Below are 19,698 nucleotides of genomic sequence, written 5' to 3'. Positions count from 1 at the left end.
ATTTAATGTTGATCGACTCTGACATCGATTTTCGGAGCCGGAAATGGCTGCGGGAACCGAAGGATTTCACTGAGATACTTACCGTATCCACTCTTCTCCAACGGCTCGGCCAGCGCCAGGACCTGTTTGCGATCGATGAATCCCTGCCTGAAGGCGACCTCCTCAAGGCACGCCACTTTCATTCCCTGGCGTTTCTCAAGTGTCTGCACGAACATTCCCGCGTCGATGAGCGACTCGACCGTGCCGGTATCCAGCCATGCGAACCCCCGCCCCATTCGCTCCACATGAAGAGCATTGGCCGAAAGGTAGCGCGTTTGCAGATCGGTGATCTCAAGCTCTCCGCGCGCTGACGGTTCGACGCGACGAGCATACTGAACAACGCGATTGTCGAAGAAATAGAGGCCGGTAATCGCCCAATTTGACACCGGCTTATTCGGCTTCTCCTCGATTCGCACCGGGCGATCTGTCTCGTCAAAGCTGACGACGCCATATCGTTCTGGATCGCGCACGTGATACGCGAAGACCGTCGCGCCCTGTTCGCGCGCCGCGGCTTTGGCGAGCAGTTCGCTCAAGCCATCTCCGAAGAAGATATTGTCCCCGAGTATCATGGCCACGCGATCGCTTCCGATGAAGTCGGCGCCTACAATGAACGCTTCCGCGAGACCTCCTGGTCGGGGCTGTTCCGCGTAGCTGAGACGAACGCCCCACTGGCTGCCATCACCTAGCAGTCGCTCAAATTGGCACCGGTCTGCCGGCGTCGTGATGACCAGAATCTCTCGGATGCCCGCCAGCATCAGGGTCGACAGGGGATAATAGATCATCGGCTTGTCATAGATGGGCAGCAACTGCTTGCTGACCACGCGCGTGATCGGATAGAGGCGGGTTCCGCTGCCGCCTGCTAAAATGATTCCCTTCAGCATTGGTATTTCCTTCTCCGACGAGTTGGTCGAGGCAGGCTTCGAGAGAATGCTGCCAGGCCGGCAATCGAATTCCGAACACACGTTCGGCCTTGGATGAATCAAGTCGCGAATTCGGAGGTCTGCGCGCGGCGCACGGATACTGTTCGGCCGTGATCGCTTCGAGTTTGGGAGGCTGCACTCCACGACGGGCAAGTCCTTCGAAGATTGCCTCCGCAAAACCGTGCCAGCTCGTAGCCCCTTCGCCGGCGAGGTGGAAGATGCCCGCGACGGTACGCCGGTCATCGGTTAGCGCCCGTTCCACGATCTGGAGAAGCGCCGCCGCGAGCGCGGACGCCGAGGTCGGGTTTCCAAGTTGATCGCAAACGACCCTTACAATCGGGCGCGTTTCCGACAGCCGCAACATCGTCCGAACGAAGTTGGTGCCATATGGGCTGTAGATCCAGGAGGATCTGACCACAGTCGCAAGCGGATGCGCTGCCAAGACAGCCGCCTCCCCCGCGAGCTTCGAGGCGCCGTAGACGCTTAATGGTGCGGGAATATCCGCCTCGTCGTAGGCCCCCTGCTTCGCACCGTCGAAGACATAATCGGTCGACACATGTACAAACGGGATGTTCCTTTGCCATGCAACATTTGCCAACGCTGCCGCACCGTCCCGGTTGATGCTGAAGGCCCTTCCGCGCTCCGATTCTGCCTGATCCACTGCCGTGTAGGCGGCGGCGTTGACGATCATTGAGGGGGCGAGGGAAGCGATAGTCCTGTCGATTCCTACGCGAGCCTCCAGGTCAAGCTCGTTGCGCCCAAGAGCCACCGTACGCAGGCCGCGGAGAGCGGCGAGATCGTCTAGGCATCTTGCCAATTGGCCATTCCGACCAGCTATTAGAATCGGTTGCTCAGTCATTTGTGACCTCAGTGTTGCGTGGCGAGAAGACCGAGGCGAGAACCGTCGTAGACCTCGGTGCGAGCACACCTCCACCAAGTGCGGCTAGCAAGATACCATTCCACGGTCTCGACTAGACCTTGCTCGAAGGTGCGCGCGGGTTGCCAACCGAGTTCGCGGTATACTTTGGACGCGTCGATGACGTAGCGCGCATCATGCCCTGGACGATCCGGCACGAACTTAATCAGCGAGCGCCTCGCGGCCGAACCCGGACACAACCGATCGAGCAAGTCGCAAATCTGGGTCACGACATTCAGATTGGACCGCTCACAATTGCCGCCTAGATTGTACTTCTCGCCGGGCTGGCCATCGACCAGCAACTTTATTAACCCTGCTGCATGATCTTCAACGTGAAGCCAGTCGCGTACATTGCTTCCGTCGCCATAGACCGGCAGCGGCTTGAGCTCGATCGCATTGAGGATTGTCAACGGAATGAGCTTCTCCGGGAATTGGAAGGGGCCATAATTATTTGAACAATTCGATACGATGATCGGAAGACCATATGTCTTGAACCACGCAAGAGCGAGGTGGTCTGAGGCTGCCTTGCTTGCCGAATACGGCGAGCTCGGCCGGTACGGCGTATCTTCACAGAAGCAACCAAGTGGCCCCAACGAGCCATAGACCTCGTCTGTTGAAACGTGGATGAACCTGAATTGTTCGCGCCGCTCACTTGGTAATCCGTCGTAGTATTTCCTGGCCGCCTCCAACAAATTGTAGGTCCCGACTATGTTGGTATTGATGAACGCCGCAGAGCCTGTAATTGACCGATCGACATGACTCTCCGCCGCAAGATGGATTACTGCGCTCGGCTCCCATCTGGCGAATACGTCATTCATCGCCTCCTGGTCGCAGATATCCTGCTGCACCAAGCGATACGAACTCATGCCGTCGATCGACGCCAACGAATCTAAGCTGGCTGCGTAGGTCAGCTTGTCGACATTGACTACCGCGGCACCCGCCTTCAGCACCAATTGTCGACACACCGCAGAACCAATAAAGCCCGCGCCGCCCGTTACCAGGACACGCATCCCACACCCCTTCCTAAGCGAAAATCGAGGCAAGTTGATCGAACGTGGGAAGCGTCCGGTCCTTTGGAGAAACCAAAGCCGCCGATGCCGTCACCGGCCACTCGATCCTCAAGTCAGGATCGGCCCAATAGAGCCCGCCGTCATGCTCGGGAGAATAGATCTCATCTACCTTGTAGAAGACCACCGTCCGGCGCTGGAGCGTACAGAAGCCGTGAGCGAACCCTTTTGGAACAAACAGCTGATCGTTGTTCTCGCTATCCAGGTTCACCGAGACATGCTTGCCATAGGTCGGCGACGCCCACCGGAGGTCGACAACAACGTCGAGAATTGCCCCGCTTAGCACCCGGATTAACTTGGCTTGCGCAAATGGTGGCCGCTGGAAGTGCAAACCGCGAACGGTTCCAACCCGCTCCGAGCATGACTGGTTGTCCTGAACGAAGTCATGGGGAATTCCCTTCTCGGCAAAGGCCGAACGCCGAAACGTCTCGCAGAAATAACCACGGCTGTCGGAAAGGCGATCGGTTCGGACCATTTTGACATCAGGGATCGCCAAACATCGTACTTCCACCATCGTGGGTATCCTCCGACACCTTTAAATCGTCTCAGCTGAAAACCATCTTGATCTATGCGGCGTCTTCTAATTAACCGAGCGGCGCACCCGATTCAGACGATCGGGCCGCCTGGTCCGAATATAATTACACCATTACGATTTAATGCCGCCTTCGGTCGCCAGCTCCGACCGGCTAGCATTTTATATTAATAGCCGATACCCATTTAATTTGGCAACCCTAAATTTATTAGATATATTGTTTTTAATGTCGCGCACCCCTTTCAATTAATCGGCAGTCTTTAGAATCGACGCGATCCCATCTACGGCAAAGAGATAAGAATGATGCTTCAGACCCCTTCGCTGCAGACCGACAGAACACGCCTGCCACTAACCATGCAGATGCAATCCGGCCAGCAGGACGGGGCGGACATCGGAGCGTTGATCAAGTCGGCGCTTGTCTTTCTCAGGCGCCAGTACCTGATGATTCTTGTCACTGCAGCCCTCGCAAGCGCGACTAGCATGCTATATCTGCGATTGGTTCCCCCGACCTACACGGCTCAGGTTCAGATTCTTCTTGGCAATCCCCGAGCGCAATTCCTTCAGCAACAATCTCTTCTCTCCGAGCCTCTCGTCGATGTTGCTCAGATCGAGACGCAGTTGCAGATCATCAAATCGCGCGCGACGGCGGTTGCGGTGATTAAGCAATTGGCGCTCGCTGATCATCCGGACTTCAAGGAGGCGAGCTCTTCACTGTCTTCACTTCAGCGCTGGATCCGGAAGTGGAGATCAAACCCTCCGGAAGGTGGGCAATCTACGAAGCCAAATCAGCTCTCAGAAAACACGATCGCCGCTTTTCTGGATCGCCTTTCCGCCGGTCGGGTGAGCTATAGCCACGTCATTGAAGTCAATTTCAGCTCGAGCGATCCGCAGCTGGCCGCGGACATCGCTAACGCTGTTGCCAACGTCTACATTTCCGATCAGCTCAGCGCGAAGTTTGAAGCCACTCGTACCGCAACGGGCTGGCTGCAGGAGCGGCTGCGCAGCCTGGGAGACGAGGCGCTGACCGCCGAACGCGCCGTCAATGCATACAGATCGCAGAACAACATGGTTTCCGCGGGCGGGAAACCAATCGATGAACAGCAGATCAATGACCTCAATGCCCGCCTCGTGGCCGCTCGGGCGCAGGCATCCGACGCGCAGGTAAAACTCAAACGTTACGAGAGCATTCTGCAGAGCAACTCGACGAATTCGTCCGCGGCAGATCTTCCGGAGGCACTCGGCGCCGACGTGCTTCAGAGCCAGATCATCAACGGCCTCAGACAGCAGTACCTCGATTTCTCCAGACGCGAGGCCGAGTGGTCGACACGTTATGGACACGATCACCTCGCCGTCGTCAATCTGCGAAATCGCGTGCGGGATACTCGCACCTCTATTCTCGAAGAGGTCAGGCGACTTGCCGAATCCAGTCGCAACGAATTTGAAGCCGCCCAGCAACGGCTGCAAGAGCAGGAGAAACAGCTCGCGCAAGCTGTATCACAATCGCGCGTCACAAACTCGGCGGAATTAACGATAAGGGAGCTAGAGAGTCGGGCGAAGAGCTTGCGCGCGCTATACGAGACATTTCTGCAGCACTACATGGGCTCGGCGCAACAGGAAACGTTCCCTATTTCCGAAACGCGGGTCATTTTTCCTGCTTCGGCCGCGCAAACGCGGAGTAAGCCGAAGACCAAGGTGGTCCTTGCCTTCGGCCTGCTGGGTGGGCTCGCGCTCGGAATTCTCCTTGCTTTCGTCCGCGACGTAATGGACCGCGTTTTCCGTACATCTTCGCAACTCGAGGCCGCACTAGAATTGCCCTGCCTGTCTCTCGTGCCGTTGCTGCTAGTGCCCAAGACGCGGCGGCGAACGATCCGCGCTCAACAGACACACGAAGACTTGAGCCAACGGACACTCTCGACCGTTCCAGAGATCCATCATGCGGTCGTCAGCATGCCTCTCTCTCGATACACCGAGGCCATTCGATCGATTAAGCTTGCGATTGACCACAGCCCAGCGAAAGCGTCCAACCAGGTGATTGGCGTCACGTCGGCTCTCCCAAACGAAGGAAAAACCACGATTGCAGCTTCCCTTGCGCAACTGATCGGGCACAGCGGCAAGAAAGTGATCATCGTCGATTGCGACCTCAGAAATCCTTCACTCTCGTCGAGCGTTGCTCCCAAAGCGACGGCCGGCATTGTTGAAGTCGCGAATGGTAGTCGTCCACTTGAGGAAGCAATCTGGCACGATCCCAAGACCAATCTTGCATTTCTTCCGGCCGTTCGGCGCGGAACTTTGCTTCACACGAGCGAGATTCTGTCCGCGGAATCGATCTCCAAACTCTTTGATCGCCTCCGGCAGAACTATGATTACATTATTGTCGACCTTCCGCCGCTGACCCCCCTTGTGGATGTACGCGTTACGGGTTCCTTGGTCGATTGCTACGTTCTCGTGGTCGAATGGGGACGCACGAAGATAGACGTCATACAGCACGCCCTCCATACGGCTCCGATGGTCTCCGACGCGCTTATCGGCGCGATTCTCAACAAGACTGATATCAGAGCGATGTCGCGATATGACGCTCGCAGAAGCGATTATTATGATGACAGCCATTATATCCGCTATGGCTTTTCGGATGCCTGAAATGATCTGCTGGATATGCACGACAAGCGAGCCATCGTTTGGCGAGACGGGTATCTGCCGGAAAATCAGACACAAAGGATGCCGTTAGATGGTTGCTAGGCTCCTGATGTTGACACTTCTGGCGATCGTCATTTCCGCATTTGCCATGCCGGAGACGCCGCAGATACGGGCGACGTTGGCTGCTGTTCTGGCGGCGGCATTGCTGGGCGTAGCAGTTTTACCGTCCTCTTCTACGCTGACCCGCTTTGCGAGACTGCTAGCGCCCTTTCTCGCCCTCGCGATCAGTGCCCCGGCCATTTGGATGATTCTGCAACTCGCTCCAATACCTTTCCGCGGACTCGGCAACCCGATATGGACAACCGCATCGTCTGCGCTGAATGAGCTTCTCGCCGAGCGGCTCACGGTCGATATGTGCGCGACGTTGCAGGCGTCCGTTCAGTACGGCGCGGTCATTTCCCTGGGGCTTGTTACAGCCCTCGTCGCTCAGGAGAGACAGCGCGCGGCGCAACTCCTTTACACGCTTGCAGCGGCCACCACACTCTTGTGCGCGCGTATGATTTGGCGGCACACGGGCGGCCTGGATGGTTTTCCGTCCACTCAGGACGCTCCCTCCCTGGCGGGTGGTGCAGTCCCTGCCGTGTTGGGTGTCTTGCTGTCCGCCGCGATGGTGGTACGTACGATCGACAAAATTCAACGGGGCAGGCTTCCGTCAGGTTTGGCCTCCAATCCAATCATAGCGCTGCCGTTCGCACTTTTTTCGATGCTCATCTGTGGGGCGGCGCTTCTCCTTGAGGGCAGCTCTAGCATCGCCATTGCTGCTTTTCTTGGAACGGCACTGCTGCTCGCCGTGTTCGCGATACGCAAATGGTTCTACCGGATTTGGAGCACCGTCGGCGTTCTTGCCACCATTGGTGTGCTCTTTCTTACAAGCGTCACGATGCTACCGATGAAGGAAAATACCGATCCAACGATCGCACTATCGATGCAGAACCACATGGCGACTGAAAGGATGCTCCTCGATACAAATCAGGTCGGATCCGGTGCAGGAACATACGTGGCGCTTCTCCCGATCCATCGAGACATTGGCACGATTGCATCGCGCGAGCGCCCAACGGCTGCCGCTGCCGTCGCGATCGAGATGGGCCGACCATTCCTTTTGGGTGTACTGATCGTGACTGTACTTGGTATTTGCACTTTGTTCAGACGTTCCTTGCTGCGACGCTACGACTATGTCTACGCGGCGGTTGGCGCAAGTGCCGCGGTGTCCCTGACCATATTGGCCTTTATCGAGGACGGCATTCTGGATTTCGGCGCGTCTCTGTTGGCGGCCGCGCTTTTCGGATTGGCTTTTGGGCAAAGTCGATCGAGTAGCGAGATCACGTCCTCGGGACGGCCGCGGCCGGCGGATGGGGTAAATAGCCGGAATTCGACGTGGCTTCCCTTCCGTTTAGTTACCCTCGGCAGTGCATCCGCTCGCGTAGTGCTGGGCGCCGTCGCAGTCGTGGTGGCCGTCCAATCAGCATGGCTGCTCACGCATGAGAGGTATCTCGTTGGTCCGCCAACTGCGACCAGCGGCGTGTGGTTCGGGACGATGTTCGGTTCCGCATTGCACTCACAGCCACGCGACAGCGGCTTGCGAGAACGGCAGCTTGCCGCAGCGGCGCAAACATCCATCGACGGGGCTGAAGCCGCACAGCGGGAAGACCGCCTGCAGTCGGACGTTTCGAACACCCTCGCAGATGCCTTGCGGCACTCACCATTGCGAGGTGATCTTTGGCTGATGCTTGCAGCGATGTCGAAGGAACTCAGGTCGACCAAATATGACGTCGTTACTTTGCTAAAGATCTCATACTACACGGCGCCAAATGATTTGGACCTACTTCCGCTACGTCTATCTGTCGCTTTCGCCACGGACTCTGCAATAAATGATCCTGATCTGCGTGAGCTGACAAAACGTGACGTCAAGATTGCGGTCACGAAGCGGCCTGCTCTTAGAGCCGCCATTGCTGCCGCCTATCAATCGGCGCCAGTCGACGTAAGGGCTTTCGCGGATAATCTGGTTTCCGAGCTCGATCCAACTTATCTCCCTAACATGCGCAGGCAGCGTCCCTAGTCCCGAGCCGCCGCACGAACATCGCGCATGGCTCAAAGACAATGCCCCACCCCGCCGGATGGTGGAGCGCAGATCGCCGGCGAGAAAATACTTTGACAGAAATTTAACCGCCCAAGTGCGCATTTTTAACTTGATGGATATGATTAATTAATAAATAATTAAATATTAATTTTCAGGCGCCTCGCCAATGAATTTCGTGAATCGGCATATCACTGATCCGGGCGATACGGTGCGTGTCGCAGCCCAGCCGCTCCGGTCCCGCAGGCACAAATGGCCTGTTCGTTATGATTCAATTGAGCACGTGGCGCTCGGTATTGACATTGCGACGATCTTTGTTGCTGGCGTCCTCTCCACCTTGCTCTATCAGGTCCAAAATAATGGAGGCAACTCAGGTAACGCCTTCAGTCTCACGCTGGTCTCCTCGGCGTGCTTTGTTTCTCTGTTGAAGTCCCATGGACTATATCGGCCAACCGAGCTCCTCGTCGTCCGAAATCAGATTCGCGCAATTTGCATGGCGTGGACATTTTTGCTTCTTTTGGTTTGGGCGGCGAGCGGTTTCAAAGTCCATCTTGAATATTCTCCAGAACTCCTCTTCGCCGTTTGCGGCTTAGCCCTCCTCATAGCGCAGCGGGGGGCCGTTAAGGTCCTTCTGGCAAAAGGTCTGAGCGGAAGAAGGTTCGCCAACACCAACATTGTTCTGATCAGCGATCAACCGCTATCGAAAAGCGCTGGGCTCTCAGAAACTTTGGCAATTCAGGGCTTTTGCGTCAAAGGACGCTTCAGCTTGCCTCCGATTGGATCCGGTCCTGCTCTTCGAAGACGGATCAGTGCCAACGTAATTGACTACATACGCAATATCGAACTCAATGCGGTCGTGTTGGAAGCGGCCCCGGAGCGCTGGTCCGAGCTTCGCGCCTTCGTCGCCGATCTAAGGGTAGTGCCGTTCCCTATCATGTTCGTCCCAGTCGGGACAGCATCCGAATGGGTTCGACATCCCCTCCGGAGCCTCGGAAGCGCGATCTGCGCCGAACTCCAGCGCGGCCCTCTCACAGCGGTCGAATGCGCGGGCAAGCGAATGATTGATCTTGTCGGCGCGGGACTGGCGTTGATGATACTTGCGCCGGGGATCGCGGCGGCTGCCATCGCGATTAAATTGGATTCTGCCGGACCCGTGTTCTTTAGACAAAAGCGTTGCGGCTTCAACGGCCAGATCTTTTCAATCCGCAAATTTCGGACAATGCATGTGCTTGAGGATGGACCTGTGATCATTCAGGCCACCCCCATCGACCCACGTGTCACTCGGGTCGGCAAATGGCTGCGCCGAACCAGCTTCGACGAATTACCGCAACTGCTGAATGTCCTTGACGGAAGCATGTCACTGGTAGGCCCGCGTCCTCACGCCCTATCGCACGATGGGCAATTCGGCAAGCTCGTACGGAACTATGCCTTTCGCCGCAGGGTCAAACCAGGATTGAGCGGGTGGGCGCAGATCCATGGCTGCCGTGGCCCAACCCCCACAGCTGACATGATCGAAAGGCGCGTACAGTATGATCTCTGGTACATCGACAACTGGAGCCTTCGGCTGGATCTCGCAATCCTGATTCGAACTCCCATTGAGATCCTGCGGGGACGCAATGCCTGTTAGGCTCCACGCCGCGCAGATCAAATCATGCGCGTTGTCGAACCTTCGAGTTTGCTTCACCTATCCGAAAATCCTCGATCCTGCGGCCAGACTTCATAGCAGCGACCAACCATCTCGGCCGCTTGCCGCGCCCCGACCAGGTTTCGGATGTTTGCGGGTTCCGATATTTCGGAAGCACTCGCGGATACTTGCGTCTCTGTTTGCCAGCCGCGCCCCCCTCTGGCCCACTGCGATCCGCCGAAACCGGCATCCCGCCACCAAGAACCGCCAGGCGCTTCTCCAATTCGTGCTTTTCCGCCTTGATGCGGGCCGACAAAATGCCGCTGATTTCCTCGTGGAGTAACCACAGGTCATCAAGCGACATCGTTTCTAACTCTAGTTTCTTCAGTGCCATGCCACTACCCGATAGCTGCACTTCACTAATATTGCGGCGAAAAACATTAATCAAGGGCGAGTTCAATATTACACAGAAAAATGTATGGAGCCGATATAACCGCCCCCGACCCCAACAATAAATGCCGCACGTAAAAAGTGCATCCCGGCCGCTCTGCGAGTCCAGACCGCAAGCCGTAAAATGTCAAATCGGTCGCACGAACAATCTGTTAGGCTGGACCCTTCTAGAGTACGCCCCTCTCCCGCGGCCACCTTTTCGCCTTCGGGGTACACCTCTCACATTATACCCTTTGGACTGCCGCAAACGGGTGTGAATGATTTCTATGTCCCTCAGGGCACGCAACCTGAGCTCGATTTGGACCTCCAGCGCCTGGACGTCCGACAGTGCCCCCGATGGAACGATAAACTGACTAACCGACTTCTGGAGACGCCCGAGAGCATACTGGACCAACATGTTTCCGCCTCGTTGCAGCCCAGCAATTTTATTTTGCCGGACAAATTAAATAAAATAATCATAGCAACGCAATTTAAATAAATTATAATACATTTACTGCGACGTCAAATTAAGTAGCAAGCATCGGCAAACCTCTAGTTCGCCGCACAGGGCGCTCCGCTACTCGACAGTCGTGGATGACGGGACAGACAACTTCAGTTGAACGGTGACGAGAGTGCTATGCATAGGCAAGAACTCGAAACCATGGATTTTGAGGAACTTTGGCTCCTTCACGAGGAGCTGACAAAGATCCTTGCTGAGAAGATTACTGCGGAAAAGCAGGAGTTGGAAAAACGGCTAGCGCAACTCAGCCGGCCGGATCGGCTTGGTCAAAACGAAATGGTTGCGGCGGAGACGGGGACAGAGCAACCGCCTCGCCGCAAGTACCCGAAGGTCGTACCGAAATACTTTAACCCGCTCCGGCCCACCGAAACTTGGTCTGGCCGCGGCAAACAGCCTCGCTGGCTGGTCGCCGCGCTCCAATCGGGACACTCATTGGACGAGTTTCGAATTCTTGAAAGCGGCGGCCCACCGGATACAAAGGCCGGTGGCCGAGGGCATTCATAGCACGCGAAGCAGTACAAACACGGCATGCCCTAACATGCTGAGACCAGCGAAAATTCGGCGGGCATCTGCCGATATTGAAAGCAGCCGATGCCAAGAGGCCGTTCGGCCGAAATGATTTGCGCTCAAGCCAACTCTGTTTTCTGGACCACGGTTGGCGTAGCCTAATGTTAGACCTTTCCCGCACGAACTCCGACAGCCTTTCCCAATAGAAACTGCAACGTATCGGCGCTTGGCATGGACCACGATCCGTGGCTGCGCTTGCTGGCATATTCGATTGCCGCCTCTCGCCTGTAGTTTCCGAGGTCCAGAACCGTGATCGCAAGCAAAGGCACCCGTGTAACTGGAAAGCGGGCTTGCATCAGCCGTCGCACGAATTGCAGCCGGGGGATAAATCTCGAGCGGAGCGACAACGGAACGTCGACCCCGAGCAATTCGGCGAGAGCGAGTAGCTGGCTTTCGAGGGCATTTCTCATCAATTTGCCCGAGACCTGGGAGGTAAGTTCCGCCCAGTCGATGCCACCGGCCGAATAGTTCAGATCTCGCAACTCGACAAGATGCCGCAGATCGATGTCACCGAGCCAATAACCATAGTCCTGAAACTGATCATGTATGATCAGCATCAATGCTTGGAAAGTCGGTGTGGGAATATACGCCGTCCCACGACCGAGTTGTGCAAGCCGACAGTGATCCGGAGCATGTCCAAAGTCCCGGTAGAAGCATGCCGGACCAGGTGCGCTTCGTTGCAGATCGATTGCTCCAACATCACACGAGCGGTTAAGCTCAACGTACCATCTTTGGCCCGCAGAACGGCTTCGGTCAGGAATCTCGTAGCCAATTGCGGTCAGAGCCGCTACTGCCCTTTCCGTTTCCTCCGGCCTGACCATGACATCGAGATCAGCCATCAGGCGCACCCCTCGGCGCCCGTACGGCGTGGTAGCTAATGTTGCTGCCCCCTTAAGCAGAACCGGCGTAACTCCCCGGTCATTCATCGCAGCAACGGCTTCTTCCAATTGAGCGAACAGCCGATCATTGCGCCGCACGTTCCGGCGATAGATATCGCGGACGCAAGCGCAGACATCGTCCGGAACCATCGACGTAAATTTGTCGACTACGTCAATGAGCCACGGCGTGGTTAATGTCTGATTTGCCAGGCCGACTACGGACATCCACTCGACACCGGCCGGCGGGACACCTCGCAAGCAATTGCATAGACTTGTCAAAGCCCGACTATGCCCTACCATCACACAGGTCCAATACGATCCGCCGGGCTTCCATCGACTCGCAGTATGTGAGTTCAAATGAACTCGCGCCTGCGACAATGCGCTTCAATGCGGAAAAGCCGGCTTGCGAAAGTTTCCCATCGACAGCGAATGCACTCTCAATCAGCCGTTTCATCGACTCGAGCTGATCAAGCGCCCTGAGCTTGGCGGGGCCGCCTGTGATCCGGTTCAAAAAGATAACCCAATTTGCGGACAGCGCTGCATTGCATAGATCAGCTACCGGCGTGTACCGCACTAAAGTTCCATCTGATCGACGAGACGTCGCGGTGGGCCCATCGGTTTGCAATCGCGAGAATAGTCCCCATGCCCCCTGCTTAAGGGTGAGAGCAAACGGAATTCCAGAGATGGTTCCGTCAACCCCGATCAGCGCCACGTCGTCGCCGGCATACCGAAATCCCGCATCTAACAGCCGCAGGGTAAGCGTAGACTTCCCGGCTCCCGGTTCGCCGCACAGTAACAAGCCGCCACCATCTCTCGTAAGCGACGCTGCGTGCAGAGCGAAGGCCGAACGATGGCTTCGGATAAGTCGCTCGGTGATATACGCCTTGATGGTAGGTGCCAATGCTTCGATTTCACACCTATGGACACTCGCGTCATCTCCGCGGAAAATCACTTGGCCGCCAAGCTCTACGACCTTGATGGCAATGTCATCATCGCTGGCACCGTCGTCCAAAGCACAGAACAAACACACCAATTTTTCCAATAGGCCCCGGTTGGCGGCATAGATGCTGATCCTGCGTCGATCTAGAATAGCTGACAAGGAATAGTCATTCGATGCTCCCCAATCAACATCGAGAAGCGCTCTGTCCAGCCAGGCGCCTATGGCCTGGTTCGCGAATTGGCAGGCTATGCCTTCGCTAATACCGAACTTCCCAAGCCCCCGATAAATATCTTCCAAGGAGGCATTTTGCGCCAAACTACACCAAACGAAAGCCCCGACCTTGTCGAGTTCATAGATCTCCTGTCTCGCCCCACTGAAGAGCACCGATCGACCGTCCAGTAGCGCAAACTGCGCGTCGACGGCCGGTCTCAATATGATTTCCGGTGGGAATTTGCGCACCGCGGCCTCAACAAATCTGCGCCGACTGGACGAGCGGCGGCCGCCAGTTAACTTCAACGATACCGCCGCAGAGAGCCGGATGCCGCAACTCACTTCGCCGTTCAACGCGCTAAATCGCCCCGATCACGCCACCATATGATTGCTCTCACCTGTCTCAGGTGGAGACATGCTCAATATATGGTCTCTAACAGGCCGCCCGTAGGCAAACAGCCTGTGAGCATCGAGCAAATACCGATAGGCCTCGCGATCGGCACTCCGCTCTCTCAAAATCCGCTCTTTCTCGCCGATGCCTATCAATTTCTGGTGCATCTCGGCCAATTGCCGCGCAGACGAGGTTGAGCTGTGATTTTTATGAATTAAATTCCACATCGTTCCCTCCAGCCGTACACATTTACAAGCTTAGATTATGCCGTCGTCGACAATTAACGCAACGGTATTTTGAATTTAATTCATCGTCTCATTTGTTTTAGATTTGAACCGCACCATGGTCTTTCAGCACTAAAGACGCTGGCGGTAGCTGCGGACCCACTCGGTCCCCACAAATTTCCGCACACGAGTTCCGACCATAGGAACGATGGCGCGGGTGCAAGACGCCCTCGAGCACTGCCGAAGTCCTTTCCGCAAAGATCGCGACGCACGAGCCACCGATCTCAGGCGTTCGCCAACGCCAGGTTTTCTTTTCCGCCTCGCATCTATCCGTTCGCGTGGAAAGTCAGCCGCGATCGCGCCCCCTGGAATACATCTGCATTAAATAAATATATTGAAATCTATTGGGATTTCGGTTAATTTTAATAGGTTCCGGATAAATCAAACAAGGAACATGGCTAAAGTGTCAACACTCGGCTGCCGGATCTGTCCGACAACCGCAACAGGGTGAGGCTTGCATACGGGTTCCTATTTATGTTCGGCCGCGCTAGCACCAACAAATTCGGTGTGGGTTGCAGTACCATCCTGACAATAACGTTGGTATTGACAGCCCCCGCTCTCGCAGAACTAACGCCAACTCCGGTGGCGCTAGAGCCTAACGTGACGACAGCAGACCCCGGCTGGACGACAAGCCGAGAGAGACAGCGCTCGCCGCGCCGCGGACAACTCAACAACACCGATGTCCCGCAGCTCGCACAAGCTAAAAGCGGCGATACCGAGGAGCTGCGACAAGCTATCGCCCATGAACAGCAGAAGGTACAGGCCCTTGCGCGCGACCTTCGAACATCCCGACAGGATCTGGAATCCGTCCTGAAGTTGTTAGAGCAAGCACGCCAGCAATGGATCAGCATAGCGGAAGCCGCCGAAACTGAAACGGGAAGACTGCAGAAATCGCTTCAAGAGGAGCGCGCGCGGGGACAGCGGCTAGAACAGGACCTAACCATCGCGCGCCGCGATCTCGAACTCCAAGCGGGGCTAACACCCGGAGCCGACGATAACAGGAGTGAGCTCAAACACGCTGCAGAACGCGATCTGCGGGAGTTGAAAGACGTTGCGCAGCGGGAGCGTGATCGGGCCAGCCGGTTGGAGCAGGATCTGGCCGCTGCCCGCCGTGAACTGGAGACGCAGGTAACACTGGCCGCCAGAGCTGCCGCGGCGATCAGCGCTAAGGAAGCGGCAGAGAAAGCACTCACAGAGTTGCAAACGAACTTCCAACAGGAGCACGAACGTGCCAAGCACCTTGAGGAGGACCTTGGAAAGACGCGATCCGAGCTCGACAAGCGTTCCTTGCAGATTGCGAGAGCGAACGAAGAAACGACGCAGATCAAACTGGCGGCGGACAACTCCCTCGCCAAAGTGAAGCTGTCATTGAAAGAGGACCGCGAAAAAGCAGAAGGACTCGTGCAGGAGCTATCGCGGGCGCGCGCCAGACTGTTCGCATACGAAGCGCAGGCTGCGGCAAACGACGATAAGGCAAACGAGTCGCAAGAGCTGCTTCGACACGAACGCGATCGATCCAGCCGACTTGAGGAAGAACTAGCGGGAGTACGTCGGGCTCCTGAGTCAAGGTCCGCGGCGGGCAAACCGGGCGAAGACGCCGCCGGCACACCGTCTCGACGGGACCTACCATGGGCGGGACTGCTCCGCTTGCCGCAGCAGCCACAGTCTCTGGGAGAGCTTGCAGCAACATCAGATAAGACGAAGACAGCGCCTACCGACCCTGCCGTCGTCACTACCGGCGAAATCGAACGCGAACCCTTCATTGAAGGGCAGACGGTTCGCCCCCTGGCCGGCGCCGGCGATACGCTACTCGAACACGACTACGCAGCCGAACTGATGCGGCTGACCGCCCGTGCAACGGGACTGCTTCGGCAAGGCGACATTGGCGCGGCAAGAGCTGTCCTGGAACGCGCAGCCGAGTTGGGTAGTGCTCAGGCAGCGTTCGCGCTCGCCGAAACGTTTGATCCGAATGTTCTCGCGAAATGGGGCGCCTACGGAATGCGTGGCGATCCGATCAAAGCGCGAGAGCTCTACGCCAAGGCTGAAGCCGGAGGGATCAAGGAAGCGAAGGAACGATTTGACGCCGTTAGCCGGTAGCAGCGTCGTCGCGGCAAGCACGAAATTTCGACGGGCTGGCCATGACTTGTTCAACCCGATCTGGTTGCACATGGCAAAGCGAAGACTGCCGCGATTAACTCGGTTCGACCAAGGAGCTTTCGATGGAGCAGATTATTGAAATACGCCGATGGGCCTTTCTTATGGTACTTTCTCCGCTGCTCTTGATTTTGGAACCACGGCCCGCAATTCCGCAAGCGCAACATTCGCGCCCGTCTCAGACTCAGCTGACTCGAAATGGGGCGGAGTACGCGAGACCGGAAATTGCGGCGATGAACGCCTGGACCGTCGGACTTGCTGGAGGCCTTCTCGAAGGAGCCCCCCTCCGACTTGCCGCGGAAATTGCACGCGTGACCGACGATGGAAACAATCTGCACGTACTTCCTGTTGTCACACGCGGCGCAACAGAAAACGTCAATTCCCTGCTCTACCTGCGTGGCATCGATGCGGCGATCATCAACTCCGACGCGCTTGAAGAGTACAAGAGCCAGGTGCCGGATATCCAGCAGCGTATTGCATATATTCTCAATCTGTTTCCGTCCGAGCTGCACATTTTCGTCAGGCCTGAAATCCGGAGTTTAAGCGATCTGGCCGGGAAGACGGTCAACTTCAACACAAAGGGTACTGCTGCGGCCTATTCGGGGCCCCTGATCTTCAGTCGCCTCCGGCTTGAGGTGAATCAGACCTTCATTCCCCACCAAGTCGCGCTCGAGCAGATGCGCAAGGGCGAGATCGCAGCCGTCGTCTTCGTGACGTCAAAGCCTGTAGATGCCTTCGTGCGCGGCCGTTGGGACTCTGGCTTTAAGTTCCTGTCAATCCCCTACGATAGCAGGTTCGAAGATTACTATTTGCCATCTTCGCTGGACGCGACGGATTACCCCAATCTGATCAAGCAAGGCGAACGCGTATTGACCGTTGCCGTGCCAACCGTGCTCGTTGCTTTCAACTGGCCGCTCAAGTCGAAGCGCTTTCAACGTGTTACGCGCTTCGTCGATCACCTGTTCTCTCGAATAGAAAAACTGCAGGAGCCGGGCTTCGATCCGAAGTGGAAATCGATCAACCTGGCCGCGGTAGTGCCCGGCCTCACGCGATTTCCAGCAGCACAAGCCTGGCTTGACCGTCAGCCGATCCAGGCCTCGCAATGATATTCCTCGTCGTGGTGCTCCTTATGACGCTCGCAATCAGCAGCGGAATCGCTTGGGCGCAAGGCTTCGAAGACCCCATGGTACAGCTTCGTGCCTGTTCTCTGGTCGACCGCACGCAGCGTCAGGATTGCTTGGACCGATTGTCCCGCACGATATCCCCCGATAGCCCGTCGCCTCGTGAAGGCCCGAACTGGACCATTAGCGAGACCACCTCGCCAGTGGATTACTCGCCGATCATTAGTGCGATGACGTCATCGCGGGGCGGCGGCGCCGGACCCACGATGAAGCTTTGGATAGGATGCCGCAGTGGACGGACGGAAATGTGGTTGGAGGGATCCGAAATTTCTGGCCACGGCAATGATGACATCATTTCTCTGCGCATCAATGACGGCCCATCTCTTCAGGTCCCTGCAATAGCGTCGGTGTCCAGGCAAGGTGTGGCTGTCGGAGGGGACGTCATTCGCCTCGTGCAGTCTCTGCCCGATAGCGGCGTACTCGCCGTGCATCTTTCAATGAGCACCAAGAATGGCCACGACGCAGTGTTTGCGCTCGGAGGCTTCGAGAGCGTGCGGGCGAAAATGGCACCAATATGCAAGTGGCCGCGCGCGGCTGCGAAGTCCCGAAATTGACAATGAATCGAGGCTTGTTCGGAGAGGCACAATGAGCATGTTTCAGCAAGTTATCACAGGAACAGCAGCGGCAATCATTTCATTACTGGTCGGTCTATCGGGCTCCGGAGCACAGGAAGCCGGCGCTGCCCAAGCAACTTCGCCGGCTCCTATGCCAAAGCACCACGCAGCAGCAAAGCCAACAAATCCAACGGCGACTGCCCTAACGCAAAAGCGATCGGCGATGGCTCGCATGATGTCACGATCTGCCAGCACGAAGGAGCATCGCTTGATCCTCCAGGTCAACAGCAACGACTCGGCCGCGATGAATCTTGCATTGAACAACGCGACCAATGTCACGCAATACTATAAAGACCTCGGTGAACACGTAAAAGTTGAGGTTATCACTTTCGGCCCCGGCTTGCACATGCTCCGTAACGACACTTCACCGGTGAAGGCTCGAATCGAGGAAATGGCCCTGAGCACGCCAGAGGTGTCGTTCAAGGCTTGCGGGAATACTCAAGAGAAGATGCAAAAAGCCGAGAACAAGGACATACCAATTGTTCCGCAAGCGCAGGTGGTAAAATCAGGCGTCGTCAGAGTGATGGAACTGCAGGAGCAGGGATGGGCCTACGTTAAGCCGTGAAGAGGCGGCTTCGACAGACGAACAGGTAGAACTCAACTTTGGAGAAAGTGCACGTCGGCTGGCCTGCATTTTCCGACTCGCAAGGAGTCGCCACTTATTCGGCATCGCGGCTACAGAGCACGTCGGTGATTCCGTTCTTAAACCGAAATTTATTATATCGATTTACTTTTAAATTCAATAATGCAACATTTTGCCGTTAATTACCTCTGCCTCGACTGGAGTTTCTGAGCATGGGTCGCTCCCCATCCATTGTACCGCATGTGGCGGCAGACCAGGATGTCTATCTTGTGCTTGAGGATTTTGGTGGCCGGCTCGGGCGAGCCTGGTGCGAAACGGCCGAAGAGGACACCAGTCGCGCGACATTGATGCGACACATGATAGACGGCCTGTACGAGCATCCCACTCGCATCGTGGCCTTCAATACGGCGGAGGGTTGGTCGCGCGATGTAACGGCAGACGTCGCGGATGAACTGCGGCGCCGCGTTGTCGAGTTCGATGAAGTGACACCATCCCTATTGAATTTCCTGGACAGAGCGATAAGGCATTGAGGTGGGGATTCGCGGTTTGTGCACGCGCACGCTCTGATCGGGAAGAGTTGTGGTGAATATGAGGGGCGTGGCCGAGCCGCTGACAAGCAAGGCGTCCGCTCCTCGCCCGAGATCCTGATCGCAAACTTCGCGGCGCAATCTTCAACGATTTCACGTCAACCTTGTAACTTGAGCTGCGAGACTTGCGGCGAGCGCGGCGCCATTCTCCAAGGGCGGATCTGAACCGATCTTGCATTCCCCCGATCAATGCTCTGACTGACGGTCGACCGGTGATTTCTTGTGGAGCAGCCCAAGACGCTTTTCGAGTTCGCCTTTCTTCGCAATGAGCCTCGCGGCAAGAATAGCATCGACGACGCTGTGGAGATCCCACAGCTCATCAATTGACATGTCCTTGAAGCGCTCCAGATCCATGATCCCCTCGAATCACGCTTTCCCATAAGCTGGGCTTAAGCGATGGGGGATGGCAACTAATTGCGGGTTGTCTGGAGTGGATTTCTGTGAATCCTACCCTCCCGTTAGGAAGAGGGCGCGTACAAGATCGCAGGTGGTGT

At 56.4% G+C, this 19,698-nt stretch carries 16 protein-coding genes; 8 read left to right on the top strand and 8 right to left on the bottom strand.

Going from position 1 to position 19,698, the window contains the following annotated elements; translation table 11 throughout:
• Positions 1 to 2 precede the first annotated feature (2 nt).
• From rfbA to rfbC, 4 genes are read right to left on the bottom strand one after another with little or no spacing between them, the layout of a single operon-like run.
• Positions 3 to 920: a glucose-1-phosphate thymidylyltransferase RfbA gene (rfbA, locus tag UP06_RS06890; protein WP_063775639.1), complete on the bottom strand. Its 918-nt coding sequence runs from the start codon at positions 918 to 920 to the stop codon at positions 3 to 5.
• Entirely contained in the window at positions 829 to 1,818 is a 990-nt protein-coding gene (rfbD, locus tag UP06_RS06885) for a dTDP-4-dehydrorhamnose reductase (RefSeq protein ID WP_045001608.1), read from the bottom strand. The genes rfbA and rfbD overlap by 92 nt, the downstream gene beginning before the upstream one ends.
• 8 nt (positions 1,819 to 1,826) lie before the next feature.
• Positions 1,827 to 2,885 carry a dTDP-glucose 4,6-dehydratase gene (rfbB, locus tag UP06_RS06880; protein ID WP_045001606.1) on the bottom strand — a complete coding sequence of 353 codons (1,059 nt, stop codon included), beginning with the start codon at positions 2,883 to 2,885 and terminating at the stop codon, positions 1,827 to 1,829.
• Between the two features lie 13 nt (positions 2,886 to 2,898).
• On the bottom strand, positions 2,899 to 3,456 hold the full coding sequence (rfbC, locus tag UP06_RS06875; RefSeq protein WP_045001605.1) for a dTDP-4-dehydrorhamnose 3,5-epimerase: 558 nt from the start codon (positions 3,454 to 3,456) through the stop codon (positions 2,899 to 2,901).
• Between the two features lie 318 nt (positions 3,457 to 3,774).
• Between rfbC and UP06_RS06870 the strand changes: the two genes are divergently transcribed.
• The 3 genes from UP06_RS06870 to UP06_RS06860 all read left to right on the top strand — a co-directional run bounded on the left by UP06_RS06870 (position 3,775) and on the right by UP06_RS06860 (position 9,869).
• Entirely contained in the window at positions 3,775 to 6,111 is a 2,337-nt protein-coding gene (locus UP06_RS06870) for an AAA family ATPase (protein ID WP_349509923.1), read from the top strand.
• A gap of 88 nt (positions 6,112 to 6,199) precedes the next feature.
• The gene (locus UP06_RS06865) at positions 6,200 to 8,224 is read left to right on the top strand and encodes a hypothetical protein (RefSeq protein WP_045001604.1); all 2,025 of its coding nucleotides are present in this window, start codon (positions 6,200 to 6,202) and stop codon (positions 8,222 to 8,224) included.
• Positions 8,225 to 8,411: 187 nt separating this feature from the next.
• Positions 8,412 to 9,869, top strand: coding sequence for an exopolysaccharide biosynthesis polyprenyl glycosylphosphotransferase (locus UP06_RS06860; RefSeq protein WP_045001603.1), 1,458 nt, complete (start codon positions 8,412 to 8,414; stop codon positions 9,867 to 9,869).
• Between the two features lie 22 nt (positions 9,870 to 9,891).
• Here UP06_RS06860 and UP06_RS06855 read toward each other — a convergent pair whose 3' ends face one another.
• Positions 9,892 to 10,260 (bottom strand): H-NS histone family protein, encoded by a 369-nt coding sequence (locus tag UP06_RS06855; protein ID WP_045001602.1) that lies wholly within the window; start codon positions 10,258 to 10,260, stop codon positions 9,892 to 9,894.
• Between the two features lie 672 nt (positions 10,261 to 10,932).
• Between UP06_RS06855 and UP06_RS06845 the strand changes: the two genes are divergently transcribed.
• Positions 10,933 to 11,319, top strand: a complete 387-nt coding sequence (locus UP06_RS06845; RefSeq protein ID WP_045001600.1) for an H-NS histone family protein — start codon at positions 10,933 to 10,935, stop codon at positions 11,317 to 11,319.
• Between the two features lie 167 nt (positions 11,320 to 11,486).
• On the opposite strand, the gene UP06_RS06840 is transcribed toward UP06_RS06845, so the two are convergent.
• Both UP06_RS06840 and UP06_RS06835 read right to left on the bottom strand, forming a co-directional pair.
• Positions 11,487 to 12,485: a nucleotidyltransferase family protein gene (locus UP06_RS06840; RefSeq protein WP_045001652.1), complete on the bottom strand. Its 999-nt coding sequence runs from the start codon at positions 12,483 to 12,485 to the stop codon at positions 11,487 to 11,489.
• Between the two features lie 61 nt (positions 12,486 to 12,546).
• Positions 12,547 to 13,764 (bottom strand): serine/threonine protein kinase, encoded by a 1,218-nt coding sequence (locus UP06_RS06835; protein WP_245305425.1) that lies wholly within the window; start codon positions 13,762 to 13,764, stop codon positions 12,547 to 12,549.
• Positions 13,765 to 14,685: 921 nt separating this feature from the next.
• On the opposite strand from UP06_RS06835, the gene UP06_RS06825 reads away from it, so the two are divergent.
• The 4 genes from UP06_RS06825 to UP06_RS06805 all read left to right on the top strand — a co-directional run bounded on the left by UP06_RS06825 (position 14,686) and on the right by UP06_RS06805 (position 19,147).
• Positions 14,686 to 16,182, top strand: a complete 1,497-nt coding sequence (locus UP06_RS06825) for a coiled-coil domain-containing protein (protein WP_245305424.1) — start codon at positions 14,686 to 14,688, stop codon at positions 16,180 to 16,182.
• 122 nt (positions 16,183 to 16,304) lie between these two features.
• Positions 16,305 to 17,345, top strand: coding sequence for a TAXI family TRAP transporter solute-binding subunit (locus UP06_RS06820; protein WP_156162819.1), 1,041 nt, complete (start codon positions 16,305 to 16,307; stop codon positions 17,343 to 17,345).
• Positions 17,346 to 18,005: 660 nt separating this feature from the next.
• A complete protein-coding gene (locus tag UP06_RS06810) occupies positions 18,006 to 18,599 on the top strand; it encodes a DsrE family protein (protein ID WP_082078621.1) in 594 nt (197 codons plus the stop codon).
• Between the two features lie 230 nt (positions 18,600 to 18,829).
• Complete coding sequence (locus tag UP06_RS06805) at positions 18,830 to 19,147, top strand: hypothetical protein (RefSeq protein WP_045001595.1); 318 nt, start codon at positions 18,830 to 18,832, stop codon at positions 19,145 to 19,147.
• Positions 19,148 to 19,390: 243 nt separating this feature from the next.
• Here the strand turns inward: UP06_RS06805 and UP06_RS41415 are convergent, their stop codons facing one another.
• Positions 19,391 to 19,558, bottom strand: coding sequence for a hypothetical protein (locus UP06_RS41415; protein WP_197087134.1), 168 nt, complete (start codon positions 19,556 to 19,558; stop codon positions 19,391 to 19,393).
• Positions 19,559 to 19,698: the final 140 nt, after the last annotated feature.

This window comes from Bradyrhizobium sp. LTSP857, from assembly GCF_000938285.1.
Lineage (GTDB): Bacteria > Pseudomonadota > Alphaproteobacteria > Rhizobiales > Xanthobacteraceae > Bradyrhizobium.
Note: the sequence above shows the minus strand (reverse complement) of the source record. Positions and strands in the feature narration are given on the sequence as shown.

Excerpts from the sequence above, each read along its gene's own strand:
- rfbB (WP_045001606.1), bottom strand. The coding sequence starts at position 2,885 with ATGCGTGTCCTGGTAACGGGCGGCGCGGGCTTTATTGGTTCTGCGGTG.
- rfbA (WP_063775639.1), bottom strand. The coding sequence starts at position 920 with ATGCTGAAGGGAATCATTTTAGCAGGCGGCAGCGGAACCCGCCTCTAT.
- UP06_RS06820 (WP_156162819.1), top strand. The coding sequence starts at position 16,305 with ATGGAGCAGATTATTGAAATACGCCGATGGGCCTTTCTTATGGTACTT.
- UP06_RS06810 (WP_082078621.1), top strand. The coding sequence starts at position 18,006 with ATGAGCATGTTTCAGCAAGTTATCACAGGAACAGCAGCGGCAATCATT.
- UP06_RS06840 (WP_045001652.1), bottom strand. The coding sequence starts at position 12,485 with ATGTCCGTAGTCGGCCTGGCAAATCAGACATTAACCACGCCGTGGCTC.
- rfbD (WP_045001608.1), bottom strand. The coding sequence starts at position 1,818 with ATGACTGAGCAACCGATTCTAATAGCTGGTCGGAATGGCCAATTGGCA.
- UP06_RS06870 (WP_349509923.1), top strand. The coding sequence starts at position 3,775 with ATGATGCTTCAGACCCCTTCGCTGCAGACCGACAGAACACGCCTGCCA.
- UP06_RS06865 (WP_045001604.1), top strand. The coding sequence starts at position 6,200 with ATGGTTGCTAGGCTCCTGATGTTGACACTTCTGGCGATCGTCATTTCC.
- rfbC (WP_045001605.1), bottom strand. The coding sequence starts at position 3,456 with ATGGTGGAAGTACGATGTTTGGCGATCCCTGATGTCAAAATGGTCCGA.
- UP06_RS06855 (WP_045001602.1), bottom strand. The coding sequence starts at position 10,260 with ATGGCACTGAAGAAACTAGAGTTAGAAACGATGTCGCTTGATGACCTG.
- UP06_RS06805 (WP_045001595.1), top strand. The coding sequence starts at position 18,830 with ATGGGTCGCTCCCCATCCATTGTACCGCATGTGGCGGCAGACCAGGAT.
- UP06_RS41415 (WP_197087134.1), bottom strand. The coding sequence starts at position 19,558 with ATGGATCTGGAGCGCTTCAAGGACATGTCAATTGATGAGCTGTGGGAT.
- UP06_RS06860 (WP_045001603.1), top strand. The coding sequence starts at position 8,412 with ATGAATTTCGTGAATCGGCATATCACTGATCCGGGCGATACGGTGCGT.
- UP06_RS06845 (WP_045001600.1), top strand. The coding sequence starts at position 10,933 with ATGCATAGGCAAGAACTCGAAACCATGGATTTTGAGGAACTTTGGCTC.